This is a genomic window from Pilosibacter rotomagensis, assembly GCF_045062245.2.
Taxonomy (GTDB): Bacteria; Bacillota; Clostridia; order Lachnospirales; family Lachnospiraceae; genus Pilosibacter.
This window is the reverse complement of sequence record NZ_CM170323.1, coordinates 842,501-859,339: the sequence shown is the minus strand read 5'-3', so window position 1 is coordinate 859,339 and position 16,839 is coordinate 842,501. Positions and strand designations below refer to the sequence as shown.

The following is a 16,839-nucleotide window of genomic DNA, read 5'->3' as shown; positions in this document are numbered from 1 at the left end:
TCCTCCTATATTCACTCACTCAAAAAATCCTTCCACAAATGACAGGAAACAAAATGACCCGGTCTGACTTCCATAAGCTTCGGACATGACTGATGACACTGGTCACAGGTATAAATACATCTCTTTGCAAATCTGCACTCATCCGGCGGATCGATCGGAGAACTAATCTCGCCTTTTAAGAGGATTCTTTCCGGACGGCTGATTCCAACTTCCGGGATCGGAATCGCGGAGAGAAGTGCCCGCGTATACGGATGGATCGGATGATCGAAAAGCTCCTCTGTCGGTGCCTTCTCGATCAGCTGACCAAGATACATAACTGCAATCTCATCTGCAAAGTGATTAACAACTGAGAGATCATGCGTGATAAAAATAAAGGTTAGTCCCATCTGCTCTTTCAGATCCTGAAGAAGATTCAGAATCTGTGCCTGAATGGACACATCCAGTGCGGATACCGGCTCATCGCAGACAATAAATTTCGGGTTCATCGCCAGCGCTCTGGCAATTCCGATTCTCTGTCTTCTTCCTCCGTCAAGCTCGTGCGGATATGTATTGACGAGCCGCTGCGCAAGACCTACCGTTTCCATCAGTTCCTTCACGCGTGCCTCAATTGCTTTTTTGTCCTTCAGGATCTTATTCTCTATAATCGGCTCTGCGATCGTCTGGCTGACCGTTTTTCTCGGATCCAACGAAGAAAAAGGATCCTGAAAGATGATCTGCATGTCACTTCTCATCTTTCTCATTTCAACTGCCTTCAAGGCAGTAATATCTTTTCCATCAAAGATCACCTGTCCGGAGGTCGGCTCTAATAATCTCAGGATCGCACGACCGGTTGTCGATTTGCCACAGCCGGATTCTCCTACAATTCCAAGCGTCTTCCCCCGCTCGATCGTAAAACTCACGTCATCGACCGCATGCAGGGTTCCTCTGGCTGTTTTAAAATACTTTTTCAAATTTTTGACTTCAAGAATCGTATCAGCCATTCTTTTTCCCCCTTTCAATATGGAATTTTTCATCTTCATACGCCAGACAGGCTGCCTTATGCGTTCCCTCGAATGTCATAAGCTCCGGTTTCCTTTTTTTACATGCTTCTGTTGCATAATTACATCTCGGTGCAAATGAGCATCCTTCCGGAAGATTCGTCGGATCCGGCATCAGACCATGAATCGGCCGAAGTCTTGCCGTTCTGTTCTTAATATTTGGCAGCGAATTGAACAAGCCCTCTGTGTATGGATGCAATGTATGGTTGAAAACCTCTTCCAGCGTTCCCTCCTCTACAATTTTTCCAGCATACATAACTGCTACCCGGTCACACGTCTCTGCCACAATTCCAAGATCATGGGTGATCATGATCACAGATGTATTCTTTTTCTCTTTCAGTTCTCTCATAAGATGAAGGATCTGTGCCTGGATCGTCACATCCAACGCTGTAGTCGGTTCATCCGCAATCAGCAATTTCGGACTGCAGGCAAGAGCGATTGCAATGATTACACGCTGTTTCATTCCTCCTGAAAACTGATGCGGATATTCAATCGCCCGTTCTCTCGGAATTCCAACAAGTTCCAGCATATCTTCTGCCTTTTTCCAGGCTTCCTCGTGATTCACTTTTTCATGGCGGAGAATGCTCTCTGCAATCTGCTGTCCCACAGTAAACACCGGATTTAAGGAAGTCATCGGATCCTGAAAGATCATAGACACCAATGTTCCTCTTATATGCTCCAGTTCTGATGCATTCATTGCCAAAACATCTTCCCCACAGATTTCCATCTTGTCACATTCCATAACTCCCGGAGGAGAATCGATCAGTCTTAAAAGAGACAATGCTGTTGTCGTTTTTCCTGCACCAGTCTCGCCAACAAGCCCCAACGTCTCTCCCTGATCCAGATGAATGCTGATACCATTCACAGCCTCTACCGTATCTTCTTCTAATTCAAATTTTACATTGAGATTTTTAAGTTCAAGAACATTTTCTGCCATATTCGCCCTCCTACTTCTTTAATTTTGGATCAAGGGCATCGCGAAGGCCATCACCCATCAGATTCAGTGCAAGTACCGTAATCATGATCGCAAGTCCCGGGAACAACGTCATATAAGAATAGTCACGGATATATTTTCTTCCGCCTGATAAAAGAGCTCCCCACTCCGGAGATGGAGCCGGAACACCAAGCCCCAGGAAACTAAGGCTTGATGCAGAAATGATCGCGGATGCTACCCGGAGAGTTGCCTGAACAATAATCGGAGACAGGCAGTTCGGAAGAATATGTTTAAATATGATCTTTCTGTTGTTGAGTCCAATTGCCTTCGATGCTTCCACGTATTCCTGGTTCCGGACAGTAAGGACAGCCGCTCTTGTAATCCGGACAAACTGGGGAACACTCGTAATTCCAACCGCAAGCATCAGATTCCAGATACTCTGTCCAAGTACGGAAACGATAACGATCGCCATAAGCATATTCGGAACCGCTCCGAGAATATCGGTACAGCGCATGATCAACTCTTCCAGCCAGCCTCCGAAGAAACCTGCGATAGCTCCCAGCGTTACGCCGATAACAAGACCGATCGTCACGGCAACCAGGCCTACTGAACATGAAAATCTTGTTCCGTACAGGATTCTGCAGAAAATATCACGCCCAAGCTCATCTGTTCCAAACCAGTGATTCGCATTTGGGCTCTGAAGACGTTCCGCAAGATTCTGACCAATTACCTGTGTATCATAATCCAGAAGGAAATCTGCAAAAACAGCTATAAATATAATAATAAGGACAACTGCACCTCCAAGCATCGCACCTTTATTTTTCCGAAACTGATGCATTACCTCTGACAATTGGCTTCGTGCTTTTTTGGAAGTGCCTTTCATTGCTTTAGCCATTCTTTTTCCTCCTTTTCGATGTCACATACTGTGCCTTGATCCGAGGATCTACTGCTGCATACAAAAGATCAACAATCAGAAGGACAATGCTGACCAGAATCGTCGTCATAATAATACTGCCGGTTACTAACGGAGTGTCCCGCATATTCAGTGAATCAACGATCAGACGTCCAACTCCCGGCCAGGCAAATACAGTTTCCGTCAAAACACTACCGCCCAGTACGCCGGCAAGCTGTGTTCCCATGATCGTGATAATCGGAATCAACGCATTCCGAAGCGCATGGGACATGACAACAGTTTTCTCCGGAATTCCTTTTGCGCGCGCTGTTCTTAAATACTCCTGTTTTAAGACATCCAGCATGGATGATCTTGTGGTTCTGGTAAGTGTTGCCATAAGTCCCGTGCCAATCGTAATAGCAGGAAGTACGATTGCTGACCAGGTCTGATCGCCTCCTGACGGGAACCAGTGAAGGTGAAGGGAAAACTCGATGATCAGCAAAAGTCCCAGCCAGAAGTTCGGCATAGACAAACCAATGATCGCCAAAACCATGCTGATATTATCCTGAATACTTCCCTGTTTTGTCGCTGAATAAATTCCAAGCGGCACTGATAAAATAATAGAAACAAAAATGGATGCAAAGGAAAGTATCAGTGTTGCCGGAAGTTTTTGCATATATGTAGAAAATACATCGGTCTTTGACACATAAGAAACGCCCATATCGCCTTGAAGCATCCCCAGCATATAATCAATATAGCGGAGTACAACCGGCTTATCAAGACCAAGATCATGACGGATCGCTGCGAGATCCTGCGCCGTTGCTCCCTCCGGTGCCATAAGGTCTACGGCATCTCCCGGCGCCATATCCATGATAAAAAACACAAGAAACGAAACGCCTATGATAACCGGAATCATCATTAATAATCGCTTTATAACGTAACGATGCATAGAATCCTCCTTTTCATTTTCACAATGTTCTGTATGATATCAATTGCGGACCGCTGGTGCGGTCCGCTGATGAAATTCTTATATTTAATTAGTTTACCGGAACGAAGATATTCGAATAGTCATGGTTAGAAGTTGGATAAATATCAATTCCGCCAGTTCCCTTCTTTACACCAATGAAGCCTTCTGCAAAATAAAGCGGAATATACGGAACATGTTCATAAACATTTTCCTGAATCTCTTTATAATACTCTTTTCTCTTCGTCTCGTCTGTTTCCGCAACAGCCTTGTCAAGAAGATCCACAACTTCCTGACTTTCATAATGTGCTTTGTTTACAGCGGAACCCGGCTGAAGGATTCTTCTCGCATCATCACCAAAGATATTGAATCCCATACCGTAAATACATGACTGATGCTCGCCATTCGTTGTGCTTGTACTGATTCCGGCTGAATCAAGCTCTGTGATATTTACTGTGATTCCTACGTCCTTAAGCTGGCTCTGTATCATCTCCGCAATTGTCTTTCTCTCTGCTTCACTTACAGAAATATCAAGTGTCGCGCCGCCATTCGGATATGCCTTTGCCAGATACTCCTTTGCCTTATCCTGACTGTATTCGTAACCACCGCAATCATAGTAGCCATACTCATCCCAGCCCCAGAAGGAAGTCGCTTTTTTTCCGTGTCCCTCTGCTGCTACAGCGATAATGCTGTCAATGTCAATTCCGTATGCCACTGCTTTTCTGAGATCTTCATTGTCTGCCGGCGATTTTTTCGTATTGAACGCAAGATAAGTAAGGGAGCCTCCATCATAGCTGATCAGATCCAGATTCGGATCATCTTCGACTGTTCCAAGTTCAATCGTCGCAGGATCAGCGCAAATATCAACTTCTCCATTCTGCAGCGCGATCAATCTCGCAGAATTCTCAGGAATATAGCGGAATGTAAATGTCTTCGCATTCGGAGCACCTCTCCAGCTGTCGGCGAATGCAGTAAGTTTTGTGTAGTTTCCAAACTCATAGGAATCAATCTGCCACGGTCCAGTTCCAACTCCAGGTCCTTTTTCCGGATCCTCTGTCACTGCTTTTTCACTGAGAATCGATGCTGTCGGTAATGTCATCATATATGGCCAGTCCAGATTCGGATCAACCAGAACCATTTTAACGGTCAGGTCGTCAACTGCCTCCACTGATTCTACTTTAGCATATAAACCATTACATGATGTCGTTCCCTGCATTCTATTAAATGTAAATACGACATCTGAAGCTTTCAAAGTTTCACCGTTATGGAATTTAACACCTTCGCGCAGCTTGAAGATGTAAGTTTTTCCTCCATCATCGGTTGACCATTCTGTCGCAAGCTGAGGCTCCAGTTCTTTTGTCTCATTATTAAAATGAATCGGTGTATCATGAACCATACGCCACATGTAGTTGTGCTGGGTATTGCTGGCTTCCATTGGATCAATTGTCGTGTGTTTAGATTTCATTCCGATCACAATATCATCCTTCAGCGCTACTCCTTCCGGGGGAGTTGAGGGATTTAATCCGGTTTCCGCTGCCTGCTTTCCCGAATCTGCCGTGCTTGTTTCCGCCGAAGAACCGGCCTCTCCAGATGACGACTTTGAACATCCGACGATACTTGCTGCAAGCATCGTCATCATAAGTGCCGCTGCCGTAATGCGATAAAGTCTTTTTTTCATAATCCTTCCTCCTTCTGTAGTCATGTCTTCCAGGTCTCAAAATGCCAAAAAAGCGCTACTTTTTAAGAAGGGGACATTCAGACCCCCGCCATAAGTTCTATGGTTTGATTCTTAAAAAGATGCGCTTTCTTTTATGAAACAATTATATATTTAAACTTTATATTATGCAAATATTTTCTGCGAATACTTCATATTCTGATTTCGAATAGATTTTTCTTACATTTTATTTACATATCTCTTACTAAACCAAAATATTCTTCCGTGTATTTGCAGAATTTCTCTAATTCCTCTGTCATCTTCAGATCTTTCTGAACAATCAAATAAAGAGATCTCCTAAACTCATTCTTATCAATCTCCCGGAAGCAGACGTCTGTCAGTTCGGTCTCATTTAACAGGTGACTTCTCCAGGAATACTTCGGCCAGATTGCAATACCCAGCCCCTCCTGGACCATCCGCTTCAAAATATGGACTGTATCGCATTCAAACGCAATATCCGGAATAAATCCCTCTTTTTCAAAAATCGCATCCGAAATCGTCCGGATGCTTCCTCCACTTCTAAGCATAACAAATCTTTCATTTTTTATATCTGAAAAGGTGATCTCCTTAAGCTCCTTTAACCTCGAACTTTTATGGAAAGCAAGATACAAAGGTTCTTCCATCAACTTTACCGCATTATTAAACACAAACTGCGGAAGAGTACTTCTGATACAGACATCCCAGTTTGTCACTTCTCTTCGATCCATCACCTTGAAAAAAACATCAGGATTTTTCTCCCGGAATTTTCGGATCAATTCCGGGACAAGCTGATCCCCTGTCAATGCATTGATACGGATTATCTTCTTTTTTTCGCTGTTTCGAAATTCCAATGGAATCCGTTCAAGTTCTTCCAACACTGGGCTTATCTTTTCCTGAAGCAGATACCCATCATGCGTCAGCACACATGATCTTCCATTTTTCCGCAGCAATTCTGTATTCAATTCTCGTTCCAACGCCTGAATCGCTTTACTGATAGAAGGCTGGGATACATGCAATTCCTGTGCAGCCATCGTAATATTCTCATATTTCGCAGCATATGCAAAATATCGAAGTTGATATATTTCCATTTCTAGCAAACCTCCTCCGTTCTAAAAAAGAAGTCATCCCACCATCTGCACTAATATTCCTCCAATCGTCAGCATCAGCGCTCCGCAGGATCTTGTAACGATCTGTGCAAACGGCAGAAGCTCCATTCTATGTGCACTGCTCAAAACAGCCACATTGCCGGAACCGCCCATATTTGTCGTACACATCCCCGCTGCGATGGCTGATTCCAGTGGGAAAAAGCCAACCAGCTTTCCAAGAACTGACGCCGTAAACGTAATGATCCCCACGATGAGCACCACCGTGATCAGATATAACGGTGTCAGAGTCTTTAAAATTGTATTCAGATCGATCAGCGTAAAACCGATCCCCGCAAGTGCCGCCGCCGTCCAGCTCTTAATGGCAAACTGCCCCCACTCTCTCGCCGCATCCTCCAGCTCTTCGGACATGATGCCGGTTCCCTTCACAAGCACGACCGCAATGATCATCCACGCATACGTCGGGATCACAGGAACAAACCTGTGCAAGATCGCGCCAAGCTGATAAAAGGCGAACGCAATGATCATCCCGGTACATAAAGACGCAAATGTCGGTTTCAATGGCGGTGTCTTTTTCACCGTTTTTCCATCATTCACCAATACACCGTTTCCGGTCGTCTCCGGGTGTTTTTTTCCGAAATTGTTTAAAAGACCGCCAAAAATAATCGCTACACAGTTTCCAAGCACTGTGGCCGGTGCCATCTTTGTCAGCACATCCGCCGCTTCCACGCCGAGCGCCTGGGAGTACATGGCAGAAAGAGGAACTGTACCCGCTGTCATTCCGCCGCTGGTCATAGGCACTCCGATATAGAGGATCCCGCCCCAGAAACCTTCCCCAAGGATGATCCCCATAATTCCTGAAAGCAGAATTCCCATAGAAAGAGAGATCACCGCCACCGGCAGAAGCTTCACTGTAGCCCTGAGCAGAAGATTCCGGTCGATATTAAAGAGACTGCCGCAGATCAGCGCCGCGATATAAAAGATCAGGAAGCCACTGTCATTGACAAAATAATCGAGCGTCTCAAGCGTCTGCTCAGGAATCAGTCCGCCTGCCGTGAGGATCGCAGAACCGAGAATACAGATCACAGATCCTCCGAGATACGTCTTCACCACCGGTACGTTATTTCCAATCGCATTTAAGCCCTCACCGAATACCATCAACACCAAAAACGCCGGAACCAGACTCTTCGGGACACAGCCCGTAAACATGCATGCCGCCGTCAGTGCCAGAATGAGGACATACAATGGCAGCGGAAAACCCGCCACTTTAAAATCCTTCATACTCAACCTCTCTCTGTCTTCTTTAAAAACTCCGGATCGCATCGCTTCCGTCATCCACGGTCTTCTCCAGACGCTTGATGATTACGTCATATCCGGCCCTGTCATTCACCTGCACATGTACCCGGTCGCCGACCTTATGCCCCAGAAGTGCCCTTCCAAGCGGGGACTCGGAACTGATCAGTCCCTTTAAGGAATTTCCGCGGATCGTCGTAACGATCTTATAGGTCTCCGTCTCATCGTCATCCTCAAAATACACGTCCACCGTGTTGTAGAGGCCGACCTCATCGTCTTTTGACTCATCAGAGACCACCTTCGCCGTCCGGATCATTTTCTCCAGATACCGGATCCGGCTCTCATTCTTGTTCTTGTCCTTCTTCGCTGCATAATATTCAAAATTTTCACTTAAGTCGCCCTGGGCTCTCGCCTCTTTTACCGCCTCGATCGCCTCTTTCCGGACCACAAGTTTCCGGTATTCGATCTCCTCTTCCATCTTCTTTATATCATTTTTTGTTAACTCATCATACATAGTTTTTCCACTTCTTTCCTGAATTCTTTTAACACTATCTTATCTCATTCCTGCCTTAAAAACAAGCCCTGAGGAATCCGGCCCCTGCAAATATACCGGCAGTCTTACCCTGTGCGCATCCTTGGCACGTTCGTGCCTTTTGTGTAACAGGGAATTCCCCGGAATTTCCTGTTACATAAAAAGAGCCGGTCCACAGTAGGACCAGCCCTTTTATATGGGTAAACAAAAACAGGTAAACCTTATTGAATTTTATGCCTTTAACCCCACAGATGATTCTGCCATGCAAATTTGATCACAGTGAGGATTACTACGACTAACATCACCGGTTTGATGATCTTCTCGCCCTTCCTGATCGCCAGATTAACGCCGACGAGGTTTCCTGCAATGGCACAGAGTGCTGCCGGACAAGCGATCTCATAAGCGACATTTCCCGTTTTCACATAGCTTACAAGGGCGATGGCGTTCGTAAGTACGATGAGGACCTTACCGTTACCGGACGCACATCTCGCATCATAGTGCATGATCATCGTAAATGCGATGATCGCTACGGTACCGATCCCCGGTCCGAAAAGACTGTTGTAAAATCCCATGATCACGCCGACGATCAGGGCCTGAACAACTGTTTTTTTTGATATCTCGCTTCTCATGATCACGTTTCTCGCGTCTGTCTTTCTGAGAACCATGATGAGGGCAATCACCGGAAGTGCCACCGTGATGGCCTTCTGAATGCTCTCCTCCGGAAGGAGAAAGATGATCTTTGTTCCGATCCATGCCCCCGTCATCGCCGTGATGGCTGAGACCAGTGCAATCCTCAGATCGACCATGTTGTTTTTAAAATACTTGATCGCTGAGACCAGATTTCCAAGACCTGCCTGCAGTTTGTTGCAGCCGTAAGCCGAGCGGACCGGCAATCCGATCATTAAGTATGTCGGCAGTGCGATCAAGCCTCCGCCTCCGCCTATGGAATCAATGATACCCGAAATAAAGAAGATCGGGCAGATGATAAGCAATGTTTTTAAGTAACTCATTTCCTTCTCCCTTTTTGCACAGCCCGCGTTCTTTCATCATCTCCGGGAAACTGTCTCCGCTGTGCTGCTGTTCGTATTTGCTGTTATTTTGATCCGTCAAAACCTCTCTTCCCGGCACATAAATCCTTTTATTCTCTCCCAGGATCATCTTGAATATATCATGGATCTCATATATAATCAAATTTATAATATTGATATTTTTCATTAATTATATTTATATAAGGAGAACAAAATGTTCCAGTCAAAAGACTACATCTACGAGATCTACCGCTGCGGCAGCTTCTCCGCCGCGGCCAAAAACCTCTACATCACCCAGCCCGCTATCAGCATCGCAGTAAAAAAAGAAGAACAGGAGTTAGGCCAGCCCATCTTTGAGCGTTCTTCCTCCCATCTTCTTTTAACTGACGCAGGCCGCGCCTACATCGATGCCGTGGAAAAGCTCCACCGCATCGAAGATGATCTGAAGATCTACTGCAACGACCTCTCGAACCTCAAAACAGGTGCTCTGAGGATCGGTGCCTCCAGTTTTTTTCTCTCCAGCATCGTTCTCCCGGTCGTTGCCGAATACAGCCGCCGCTATCCCGGAATCTCTCTGGACGTTCAGGAAGCGCCATCTCTTGAATTACAAAAGCGGCTCGCGAATGAAGCGCTCGACATCCTTGTGGATCCGGTGGACCAGCAGTGTGACACCTTCAACTCTGTTATCCTCTTCGAAGACCACTTTCTCCTCGCTGTCCCAAGTGCTCCAAATTTCTTTGCCTCTATGGGAATAAAAAAAGACTTTCTTCCTGCGGCATTCACCGCCGACGAGATCCGCCGCGGTATTCATTTAGATCCGGCTGCGCCTTCCGTCTCCCTCTCTTCCTTCGCAAAGGCTCCGTTCCTGCTGCTACGCCCGGAGACCATTGCCTACGAGCGCGCCGTGAAGCTCTGTTCCCAAAATGGCTTTGCCCCAAATATCCGCCTGCAGTTAGATCAGCTCGCCACCGCCTACCGCTCCTGCGGTGCCGGTCTCGGTGTCACACTCCTGTCTGACACCGTTGTCCGCATGTCTGACCACGATGAACCCGTCGTTTTTTACAAACTGGACTCCGATGATGTAAGCCGTGACATCGCTGTTATGTGGAAGAAAAAGAGATATGTATCAAAGGCTATGGAAGAATTTACGAAGCTGGCGGCAGAGATGTTTTCCGGCTAAATACTTATAACGTCCTCAACCGTCCGTATATATTCTTTACATTCCTTTTCAAACTGCTCAATCAGTTCCTTTTTCTTTAAAAATGCATGCAGGAATAATACTGAAAGAATTAGGAATCCGTAAAAGTTCCGGTATCAGCTCCGTTGTATCCGTCACCATAAGCGGCAGGTCTAACGGGTTCATCTGCTTCTCATGCCACTCCACAAACCCCGTTCCCCAATCAAAATAGATTTCATTGAAACGCTTTAACTGCTGTGCTTGCACAACCTCAGGGTAATCAGAAACACTTTTTGAGCTAAGCAGAAATAACGGTTCCTTAAAGATCGCTACTGCCTCCACCACCTTCGAATAAAAGACACGCGGGGTAATTCCGATGTCTGTCTCCCTGTTCTCCAACATCGAAATAATGCGGTCTGTCCAGTGTGTTGCTAATGTGATTGAAAGTTTTCCTTTCCCAAGAAGTTCTCTGTAAACAGTGTTTTTCTATATTTATTGTGAGATAAATTTTCTGTTAAAAAGCTGCTGCACAACTTTCTGGCAGCAGCTTTTCCTTCTTAATCTAATATTTTATACTTCCTACCCCCGCAATGACCGCAATCTCCACCGGCGCTTCTCCCGGAAGAACCGCAACACCGACAGCCGCACGGCTTCCAACACCAGATTCACCAAGCTCCTCGCAGAAATACTCAGACGCGAAATCCGCGATCTTCGGCTGCTTTGTAAAATCAGGCTCAGAGTTTACATAAACTGTAATCTGCATGATCTGTACGATCTTCTCGCCCTCTTCCAGCTTATTTTTTGCAGCTGTGAGCGCATTCATTTATATAGTTTTCCAAATTTGTCCATTCATTCAATCATCTATAAAATTAAAATCCATTTTCATCCAGTTTTAACACAGTCTGATACAGAACATCCGCCCCCATATCGATATGTTCCGGTTTTGTATATTCGTCACCCTGATGGCTGATACCCTTGACACTCGGGACAAAGATCATACCGATCGGAACTCCTTCGTGGGCCATCGAATTTGCGTCATGGCCTGCACCGCTGGGCATGATGATATGGCTGATTCCCTTTTCTGTGCAGACATCGTCGATCAGTTTGATCAATCTCGGATCACACGGTGTGGAATATTTGGCACCGGTATTTACAAATTCAAACTCACAGTTCGGAATCTCTTTTGCGAGTGCCTGAATATCTGCATAGAACTGATCTGTTACAGCTTTGTCCATATGACGCATCTCAAAGTTCGCCACAGCCTGTCCCGGAATTACATTTTCCTGTCCGGGTGATACAGAGATCTTTCCGACCGTAAATACAAGCGTGTCGTTCAGTTCTCTTGCCCGCTCTTCTGCTGCTACGATCAGCTTTGCCATTCCGACAAGCGCATCTTTTCTGTTAGCCATCATCGTTGTGCCCGCATGGTTGCTCATGCCTTTTGCCGTTACCTTATAGTCGATGATGCTGACGATTCCGCTGACAACGCCCACATCTATTCCTGTATGATCGAGTTTATCGCCCTGTTCGATATGATATTCCAGATAACACTCATACTTGCTGATATCTCTCTTGGCTGCTTTTGCTTTTTCCGGACTGCAGCCAAACTTTGCTAATTTTTCCGCATATCCGGGAATGTCTGGATCAAGCATCCCTGTCACGCATCTGCTTCCAAATGTACCGCCAAGAATACTGGACTCTTCCATATTAAAGCCCCAGATCTCCAATGGATGGCGCAGGGTACGTCCTTCTTCCTTTAAGCGGGCCGCAACTTCCAGGGCACCGGTCACACCCAGCATTCCATCATAAACACCGCCCTGCATAACTGTATCCATGTGGGAACCGAGCACGATGGATTTTGCTTCCGGGTCACTCCCCTGCAATACGCCATGAAGATTTCCCACCGGGTCAGTCTCCACCTGCATTCCCAGCTCCTGCATGCGTCCTTTTAAAAACTCAAGCACTTGGAAATATTTTTCTGAAAATCCCAGCCGTGTGATCGAACCGTCTTCATTCCGCCCAATATTGCCCGCCTGTTGGAGCAATTCGTTTAATCTGCTCATATTTGTAAATTACCTCCTCAATTAAATTTCCACGTATCGTCCTCAGATTTCTCCTGACGAAACACGGAAGTATCTCTTATCAGCCAATTCCCCCAAGCAGTGCCCCCGCCACAAGAGCGATAAAAGCCGCCGGCACCAGTACAAATCTCCCCAACGGGATAAACCAGCCGCCGATCGGTTTATTGGTTCCTTTATTGACCGCGGTAAGCGCAAAGTCCTCTCCGGCAACCCAGAAGAACATGATCGCCGCCAGCATGGCACCGAGCGGGCAAATATAGATCGACACTGCATCCATCCAGCCGGAAACGATTCCCTGGATCATGAGCGCGATCGCGCCTCCGAACACGGCGATCACGATCACGGCACTTCTTCTGTTCAATCCAAAACGCTCCTGCATCATCTCCACCGGTGCCTCATAGAGGTTTACCAGAGAGCTTAAACCGGCAAACAGGACGCAGATATAAAATACCAGCTCCACGATGCGTCCGCCCGGCATCCCGTTAAATACATTTAAAAGATAGATAAACATGAGACCCGGTCCGCCGGAAGAAAGCTCTGCCCCGCCGGCTGCCATTCCCGGAATGATCACGAGAGCCGCAAGCAGCGCCGCCAGGGTATCGAAAACTGCCACATTTCTCGCGGAACTCACTACATTTTCCTCGTCACTCAGATAGGAGCCGTAGATAACGGTTCCGTTTCCGGCGATGGACAGGGAGAAAAATGCCTGTCCGAAAGCATAGATCCACAATCTCGGATTCAACAGCCCCTGTGGATTCAATGTAAAAATATACCGGTATCCATGTCCGGAACCCGGCAGTGTGAAAATGTAGGCGCCAAGTCCCAGAAACAATACAAACAGTAGGGGCATCATGACCTTATTCGCTTTTTCGATTCCGCCTGCGATTCCATAAGCCATGATCACGCCCGTCACGATCATAGCGATCACCTGCCAAAGGTTATTTCCGAAGGACGATGCCGTTCCATCGAAGAGTCCGCCGATTGCGTCCATATCCTGTCCCATCCGGAACAGCCCGCCAGTGATCGCAAGAAACGCGTATTTAAAGATCCATCCTACGACCACCGTATATCCGATCGCCAACGCCAGAGAGCCAAGAACCGGAATCACACCGATCACCTCACCCGTCCGCTTATTTCCGGTGCGGATCTCCGTACATTTGCCAAATGCCCTGATCGGTCCGCTCTTTGCCGCGCGGCCAAGCGCCATTTCCTCGATCACGCCGGTAGACGCAATTAGAACTACAAATAGAACATATGGAAGTAAAAATGTCATTCCACCCCAATCCGATACCATATATGGGAACCTCCAGATATTCCCCATACCGACTGCCGACCCAATGCAGGCCAGCACAAATCCTGTCCGGCTCTTAAAGCCATCCCTATGTTTTCCCATACGCTTACAACTGCCTTAAAACAGCTATGCCCCTTTCTCATGATTCATATTAAAAGCTTCTTTTTTTTTAAACTTCTCCAGTTCTGTGATCGTCAGCGGCTGCGCAAACAGATATCCCTGATACATCCCCGGATCCGCCTCACGGATAAACCGAAAAATTTCTTCGCTTTCGATTCCCTCTACACAAACCGATACGCCAAGTGCCTTTGCAAAATTAATGATCGACTGGACCATGATCTGATCGGCAGGCTGCACCAGAATATTTCGGATAAAGCTTTGATCGATCTTGATGCAGTCAAAATCCAGAGTTTTCATCAGATTGAAAGAAGAATATCCGCTTCCAAAATCATCTGCCGAAATCCCAACTCCATATTTGTGAAATTCCGCAATATGCCATTTCAGGATCTGTTCATCCAACGCCTGACAATGCTCCGTCAATTCCAGGATCAGATTGGAGGCAGAAAAATATTCTTCCTCCAGAATATCACACACATCCTGCACGAACTTTTCCTGTGCAAACTGCCGCCAGGAGACATTGACACTCACCTTGAAATTCCATGAAAATCGATAGTGACTTTCCGGATCCGTCTCAAATATATTCTTCATGTCTGTTTTTCCTTTAATCAGCTCGTAAGCAATGATCCAACCTTCCTGCGTGTCATTAACAGAATTGGATTTATGCCATCAACCAGCATTTCCGAACATATTTTATCATACCATGCAATCTTATGTTTTACAAGTATTTGAACTTGTTGCGACGACCGCAGCGGAGCGTAGACTTCGAACCGCTCGACCCCGGCAAGGCTCGAACATGCGAAAAAAGAGGAGGTATCCATCGGATATCTCCTCTTTTTCACATCTTATTGAGAGCACGAGACGTCGCAGAACGTCCGGGGGACGTTCGACTGCGACGACCGGAGTGGAACGTAGACATTCGAACCGTTCGAACCCGGCAGGGCTCGAACATACAAAAAAGGAGATATCCAACGGATATCTCCTTTTTTGTATCATTGAGAGCACGAGACGGGATTCGAACCCGCGACCCTCGCCTTGGCAAGGCGATACTCCACCACTGAGCCACTCGTGCATAGGTAACATACCTTCAAAACCACATATTGAAATCATCTTCACCGTTTCATCAACCAACCAGACCTTCCTGGATAAGCCCTCGACCGATTAGTAACAGTCAGCTCCATGCATTACTGCACTTCCACCTCTGCCCTATCTACCTCGTCGTCTTCAAGGGGTCTTACTTCTTTCGAATGGGATATCTCATCTTGAGGGGGGCTTCACGCTTAGATGCCTTCAGCGTTTATCCCTGCCAGACTTGGCTACCCGGCCATGAGCTTAGCAGCTCAACCGGTACACCAGCGGTCCGTCCATCCCGGTCCTCTCGTACTAAGGACAGCTCCTCTCAAATATCCTCCGCCTGCGCCGGATAGGGACCGAACTGTCTCACGACGTTCTGAACCCAGCTCGCGTACCGCTTTAATGGGCGAACAGCCCAACCCTTGGGACCTACTTCAGCCCCAGGATGCGATGAGCCGACATCGAGGTGCCAAACCACTCCGTCGATGTGAACTCTTGGGAGTGATAAGCCTGTTATCCCCAGGGTAGCTTTTATCCGTTGAGCGATGGCAATCCCACTTTCATACCACCGGATCACTAAGTCCTAGTTTCCTACCTGCTCGACCCGTCGGTCTCGCAGTCAAGCTCCCTTCTGCCTTTGCACTCTTCGAATGGTTTCCAACCATTCTGAGGGAACCTTTGAGCGCCTCCGATACCCTTTCGGAGGCGACCGCCCCAGTCAAACTCCCCACCTGACATTGTCCCCGATCCAGATCATGGACCATGGTTAGAAACCCAGTAACGCAAGGGTGGTATCCCAACAGCGGCTCATATGAAACCGGAGTTCCATACTCATAGCCTCCCACCTATCCTGTGCATGCATTACCGAATCCCAGTATCAAGCTGGAGTAAAGCTCCATGGGGTCTTTCCGTCCTGGCGCAGGTAACCAGCATCTTCACTGGTATTTCAATTTCACCGGGTGCATTGTCGAGACAGCGCTCAAATCATTACGCCTTTCGTGCGGGTCGGAACTTACCCGACAAGGAATTTCGCTACCTTAGGACCGTTATAGTTACGGCCGCCGTTTACTGGGGCTTCAATTCAAAGCTTCGATTGCTCTAACCTCTCCTCTTAACCTTCCAGCACCGGGCAGGCGTCAGCCCATATACATCACCTTACGGTTTCGCATAGACCTGTGTTTTTGCTAAACAGTTGCTTGAGCCTATTCTCTGCGGCCAGATCTCTCTGGCACCCCTTATCCCGAAGTTACGGGGTCATTTTGCCGAGTTCCTTAACAATGCTTCTCCCGCCGGCCTTAGGATTCTCTCCTCATCCACCTGTGTCGGTTTACGGTACGGGCACATGATACACAATAGCGGCTTTTCTCGGCAGCTGGAATCAGATGCTTCCCTACTTTAGTTCGGTCCGCGTCACGTCTTTGGCTTATCAGGCGGATTTGCCTGCCTGACACCTCCTACGCTTGCCCGGGAATCTGTTCCCCGGTCATCTTATCCCTCTGCGTCCCCACAGTTCTGATATCATGTGGTACAGGAATCTAAACCTGTTGTCCATCAGCTACGCTTCTCAGCCTTGCCTTAGGCCCCGACTTACCCAGGGCAGATCAGCTTTACCCTGGAAACCTT

The 16,839-nt window shown here is 47.1% G+C and carries 15 protein-coding genes, 1 tRNA gene and 1 rRNA gene (1 of these 17 running past the window's edge); 1 reads left to right on the top strand and 16 read right to left on the bottom strand.

Annotated elements, in window-relative coordinates; translation table 11 throughout:
- Positions 1–11 precede the first annotated feature (11 nt).
- The 9 genes from ACI3EW_RS03920 to ACI3EW_RS03880 all read right to left on the bottom strand — a co-directional run bounded on the left by ACI3EW_RS03920 (position 12) and on the right by ACI3EW_RS03880 (position 9,458).
- Positions 12–980, bottom strand: a complete 969-nt coding sequence (locus ACI3EW_RS03920; protein ID WP_405582045.1) for an ABC transporter ATP-binding protein — start codon at positions 978–980, stop codon at positions 12–14.
- Positions 973–1,974, bottom strand: a complete 1,002-nt coding sequence (locus ACI3EW_RS03915) for an ABC transporter ATP-binding protein (RefSeq protein ID WP_405582042.1) — start codon at positions 1,972–1,974, stop codon at positions 973–975. Before ACI3EW_RS03915 ends, ACI3EW_RS03920 begins: the two co-directional genes overlap by 8 nt.
- A gap of 10 nt (positions 1,975–1,984) precedes the next feature.
- Positions 1,985–2,866 carry an ABC transporter permease gene (locus ACI3EW_RS03910; RefSeq protein ID WP_405582039.1) on the bottom strand — a complete coding sequence of 294 codons (882 nt, stop codon included), beginning with the start codon at positions 2,864–2,866 and terminating at the stop codon, positions 1,985–1,987.
- The gene (locus ACI3EW_RS03905) at positions 2,859–3,812 is read right to left on the bottom strand and encodes an ABC transporter permease (RefSeq protein ID WP_405582036.1); all 954 of its coding nucleotides are present in this window, start codon (positions 3,810–3,812) and stop codon (positions 2,859–2,861) included. Before ACI3EW_RS03905 ends, ACI3EW_RS03910 begins: the two co-directional genes overlap by 8 nt.
- A gap of 88 nt (positions 3,813–3,900) precedes the next feature.
- Positions 3,901–5,505 carry an ABC transporter substrate-binding protein gene (locus tag ACI3EW_RS03900; protein WP_405582033.1) on the bottom strand — a complete coding sequence of 535 codons (1,605 nt, stop codon included), beginning with the start codon at positions 5,503–5,505 and terminating at the stop codon, positions 3,901–3,903.
- 227 nt (positions 5,506–5,732) lie between these two features.
- Positions 5,733–6,608, bottom strand: coding sequence for a LysR family transcriptional regulator (locus ACI3EW_RS03895; protein ID WP_405582030.1), 876 nt, complete (start codon positions 6,606–6,608; stop codon positions 5,733–5,735).
- Positions 6,609–6,641: 33 nt separating this feature from the next.
- Positions 6,642–7,904 (bottom strand): 2-hydroxycarboxylate transporter family protein, encoded by a 1,263-nt coding sequence (locus ACI3EW_RS03890; protein WP_118532431.1) that lies wholly within the window; start codon positions 7,902–7,904, stop codon positions 6,642–6,644.
- A 22-nt stretch (positions 7,905–7,926) separates the two neighbouring features.
- Positions 7,927–8,430: a transcription elongation factor GreA gene (gene greA / locus ACI3EW_RS03885; RefSeq protein ID WP_405582026.1), complete on the bottom strand. Its 504-nt coding sequence runs from the start codon at positions 8,428–8,430 to the stop codon at positions 7,927–7,929.
- Positions 8,431–8,687: 257 nt separating this feature from the next.
- A complete protein-coding gene (locus tag ACI3EW_RS03880) occupies positions 8,688–9,458 on the bottom strand; it encodes a sulfite exporter TauE/SafE family protein (protein WP_021905198.1) in 771 nt (256 codons plus the stop codon).
- 232 nt (positions 9,459–9,690) lie between these two features.
- On the opposite strand from ACI3EW_RS03880, the gene ACI3EW_RS03875 reads away from it, so the two are divergent.
- Positions 9,691–10,656: a LysR family transcriptional regulator gene (locus ACI3EW_RS03875; RefSeq protein WP_405582023.1), complete on the top strand. Its 966-nt coding sequence runs from the start codon at positions 9,691–9,693 to the stop codon at positions 10,654–10,656.
- A 57-nt stretch (positions 10,657–10,713) separates the two neighbouring features.
- Here the strand turns inward: ACI3EW_RS03875 and ACI3EW_RS03870 are convergent, their stop codons facing one another.
- The 7 genes from ACI3EW_RS03870 to ACI3EW_RS03840 form a co-directional block, all read right to left on the bottom strand.
- Entirely contained in the window at positions 10,714–11,094 is a 381-nt protein-coding gene (locus tag ACI3EW_RS03870; protein WP_346011298.1) for a hypothetical protein, read from the bottom strand.
- 121 nt (positions 11,095–11,215) lie between these two features.
- The gene (locus ACI3EW_RS03865; protein WP_243022331.1) at positions 11,216–11,476 is read right to left on the bottom strand and encodes a RidA family protein; all 261 of its coding nucleotides are present in this window, start codon (positions 11,474–11,476) and stop codon (positions 11,216–11,218) included.
- A 46-nt stretch (positions 11,477–11,522) separates the two neighbouring features.
- Complete coding sequence (locus ACI3EW_RS03860) at positions 11,523–12,716, bottom strand: Zn-dependent hydrolase (protein ID WP_118532415.1); 1,194 nt, start codon at positions 12,714–12,716, stop codon at positions 11,523–11,525.
- A gap of 79 nt (positions 12,717–12,795) precedes the next feature.
- The gene (locus ACI3EW_RS03855; protein ID WP_118532417.1) at positions 12,796–14,127 is read right to left on the bottom strand and encodes a sodium-dependent transporter; all 1,332 of its coding nucleotides are present in this window, start codon (positions 14,125–14,127) and stop codon (positions 12,796–12,798) included.
- Positions 14,128–14,151: 24 nt separating this feature from the next.
- Positions 14,152–14,733, bottom strand: coding sequence for an EAL domain-containing protein (locus tag ACI3EW_RS03850; protein WP_405582018.1), 582 nt, complete (start codon positions 14,731–14,733; stop codon positions 14,152–14,154).
- 409 nt (positions 14,734–15,142) lie between these two features.
- A tRNA-Gly gene (locus tag ACI3EW_RS03845) sits at positions 15,143–15,214 on the bottom strand.
- 69 nt (positions 15,215–15,283) lie between these two features.
- Positions 15,284–16,839: ribosomal RNA gene (locus ACI3EW_RS03840) — 23S ribosomal RNA — on the bottom strand (it continues 1,331 nt past the right edge of the window).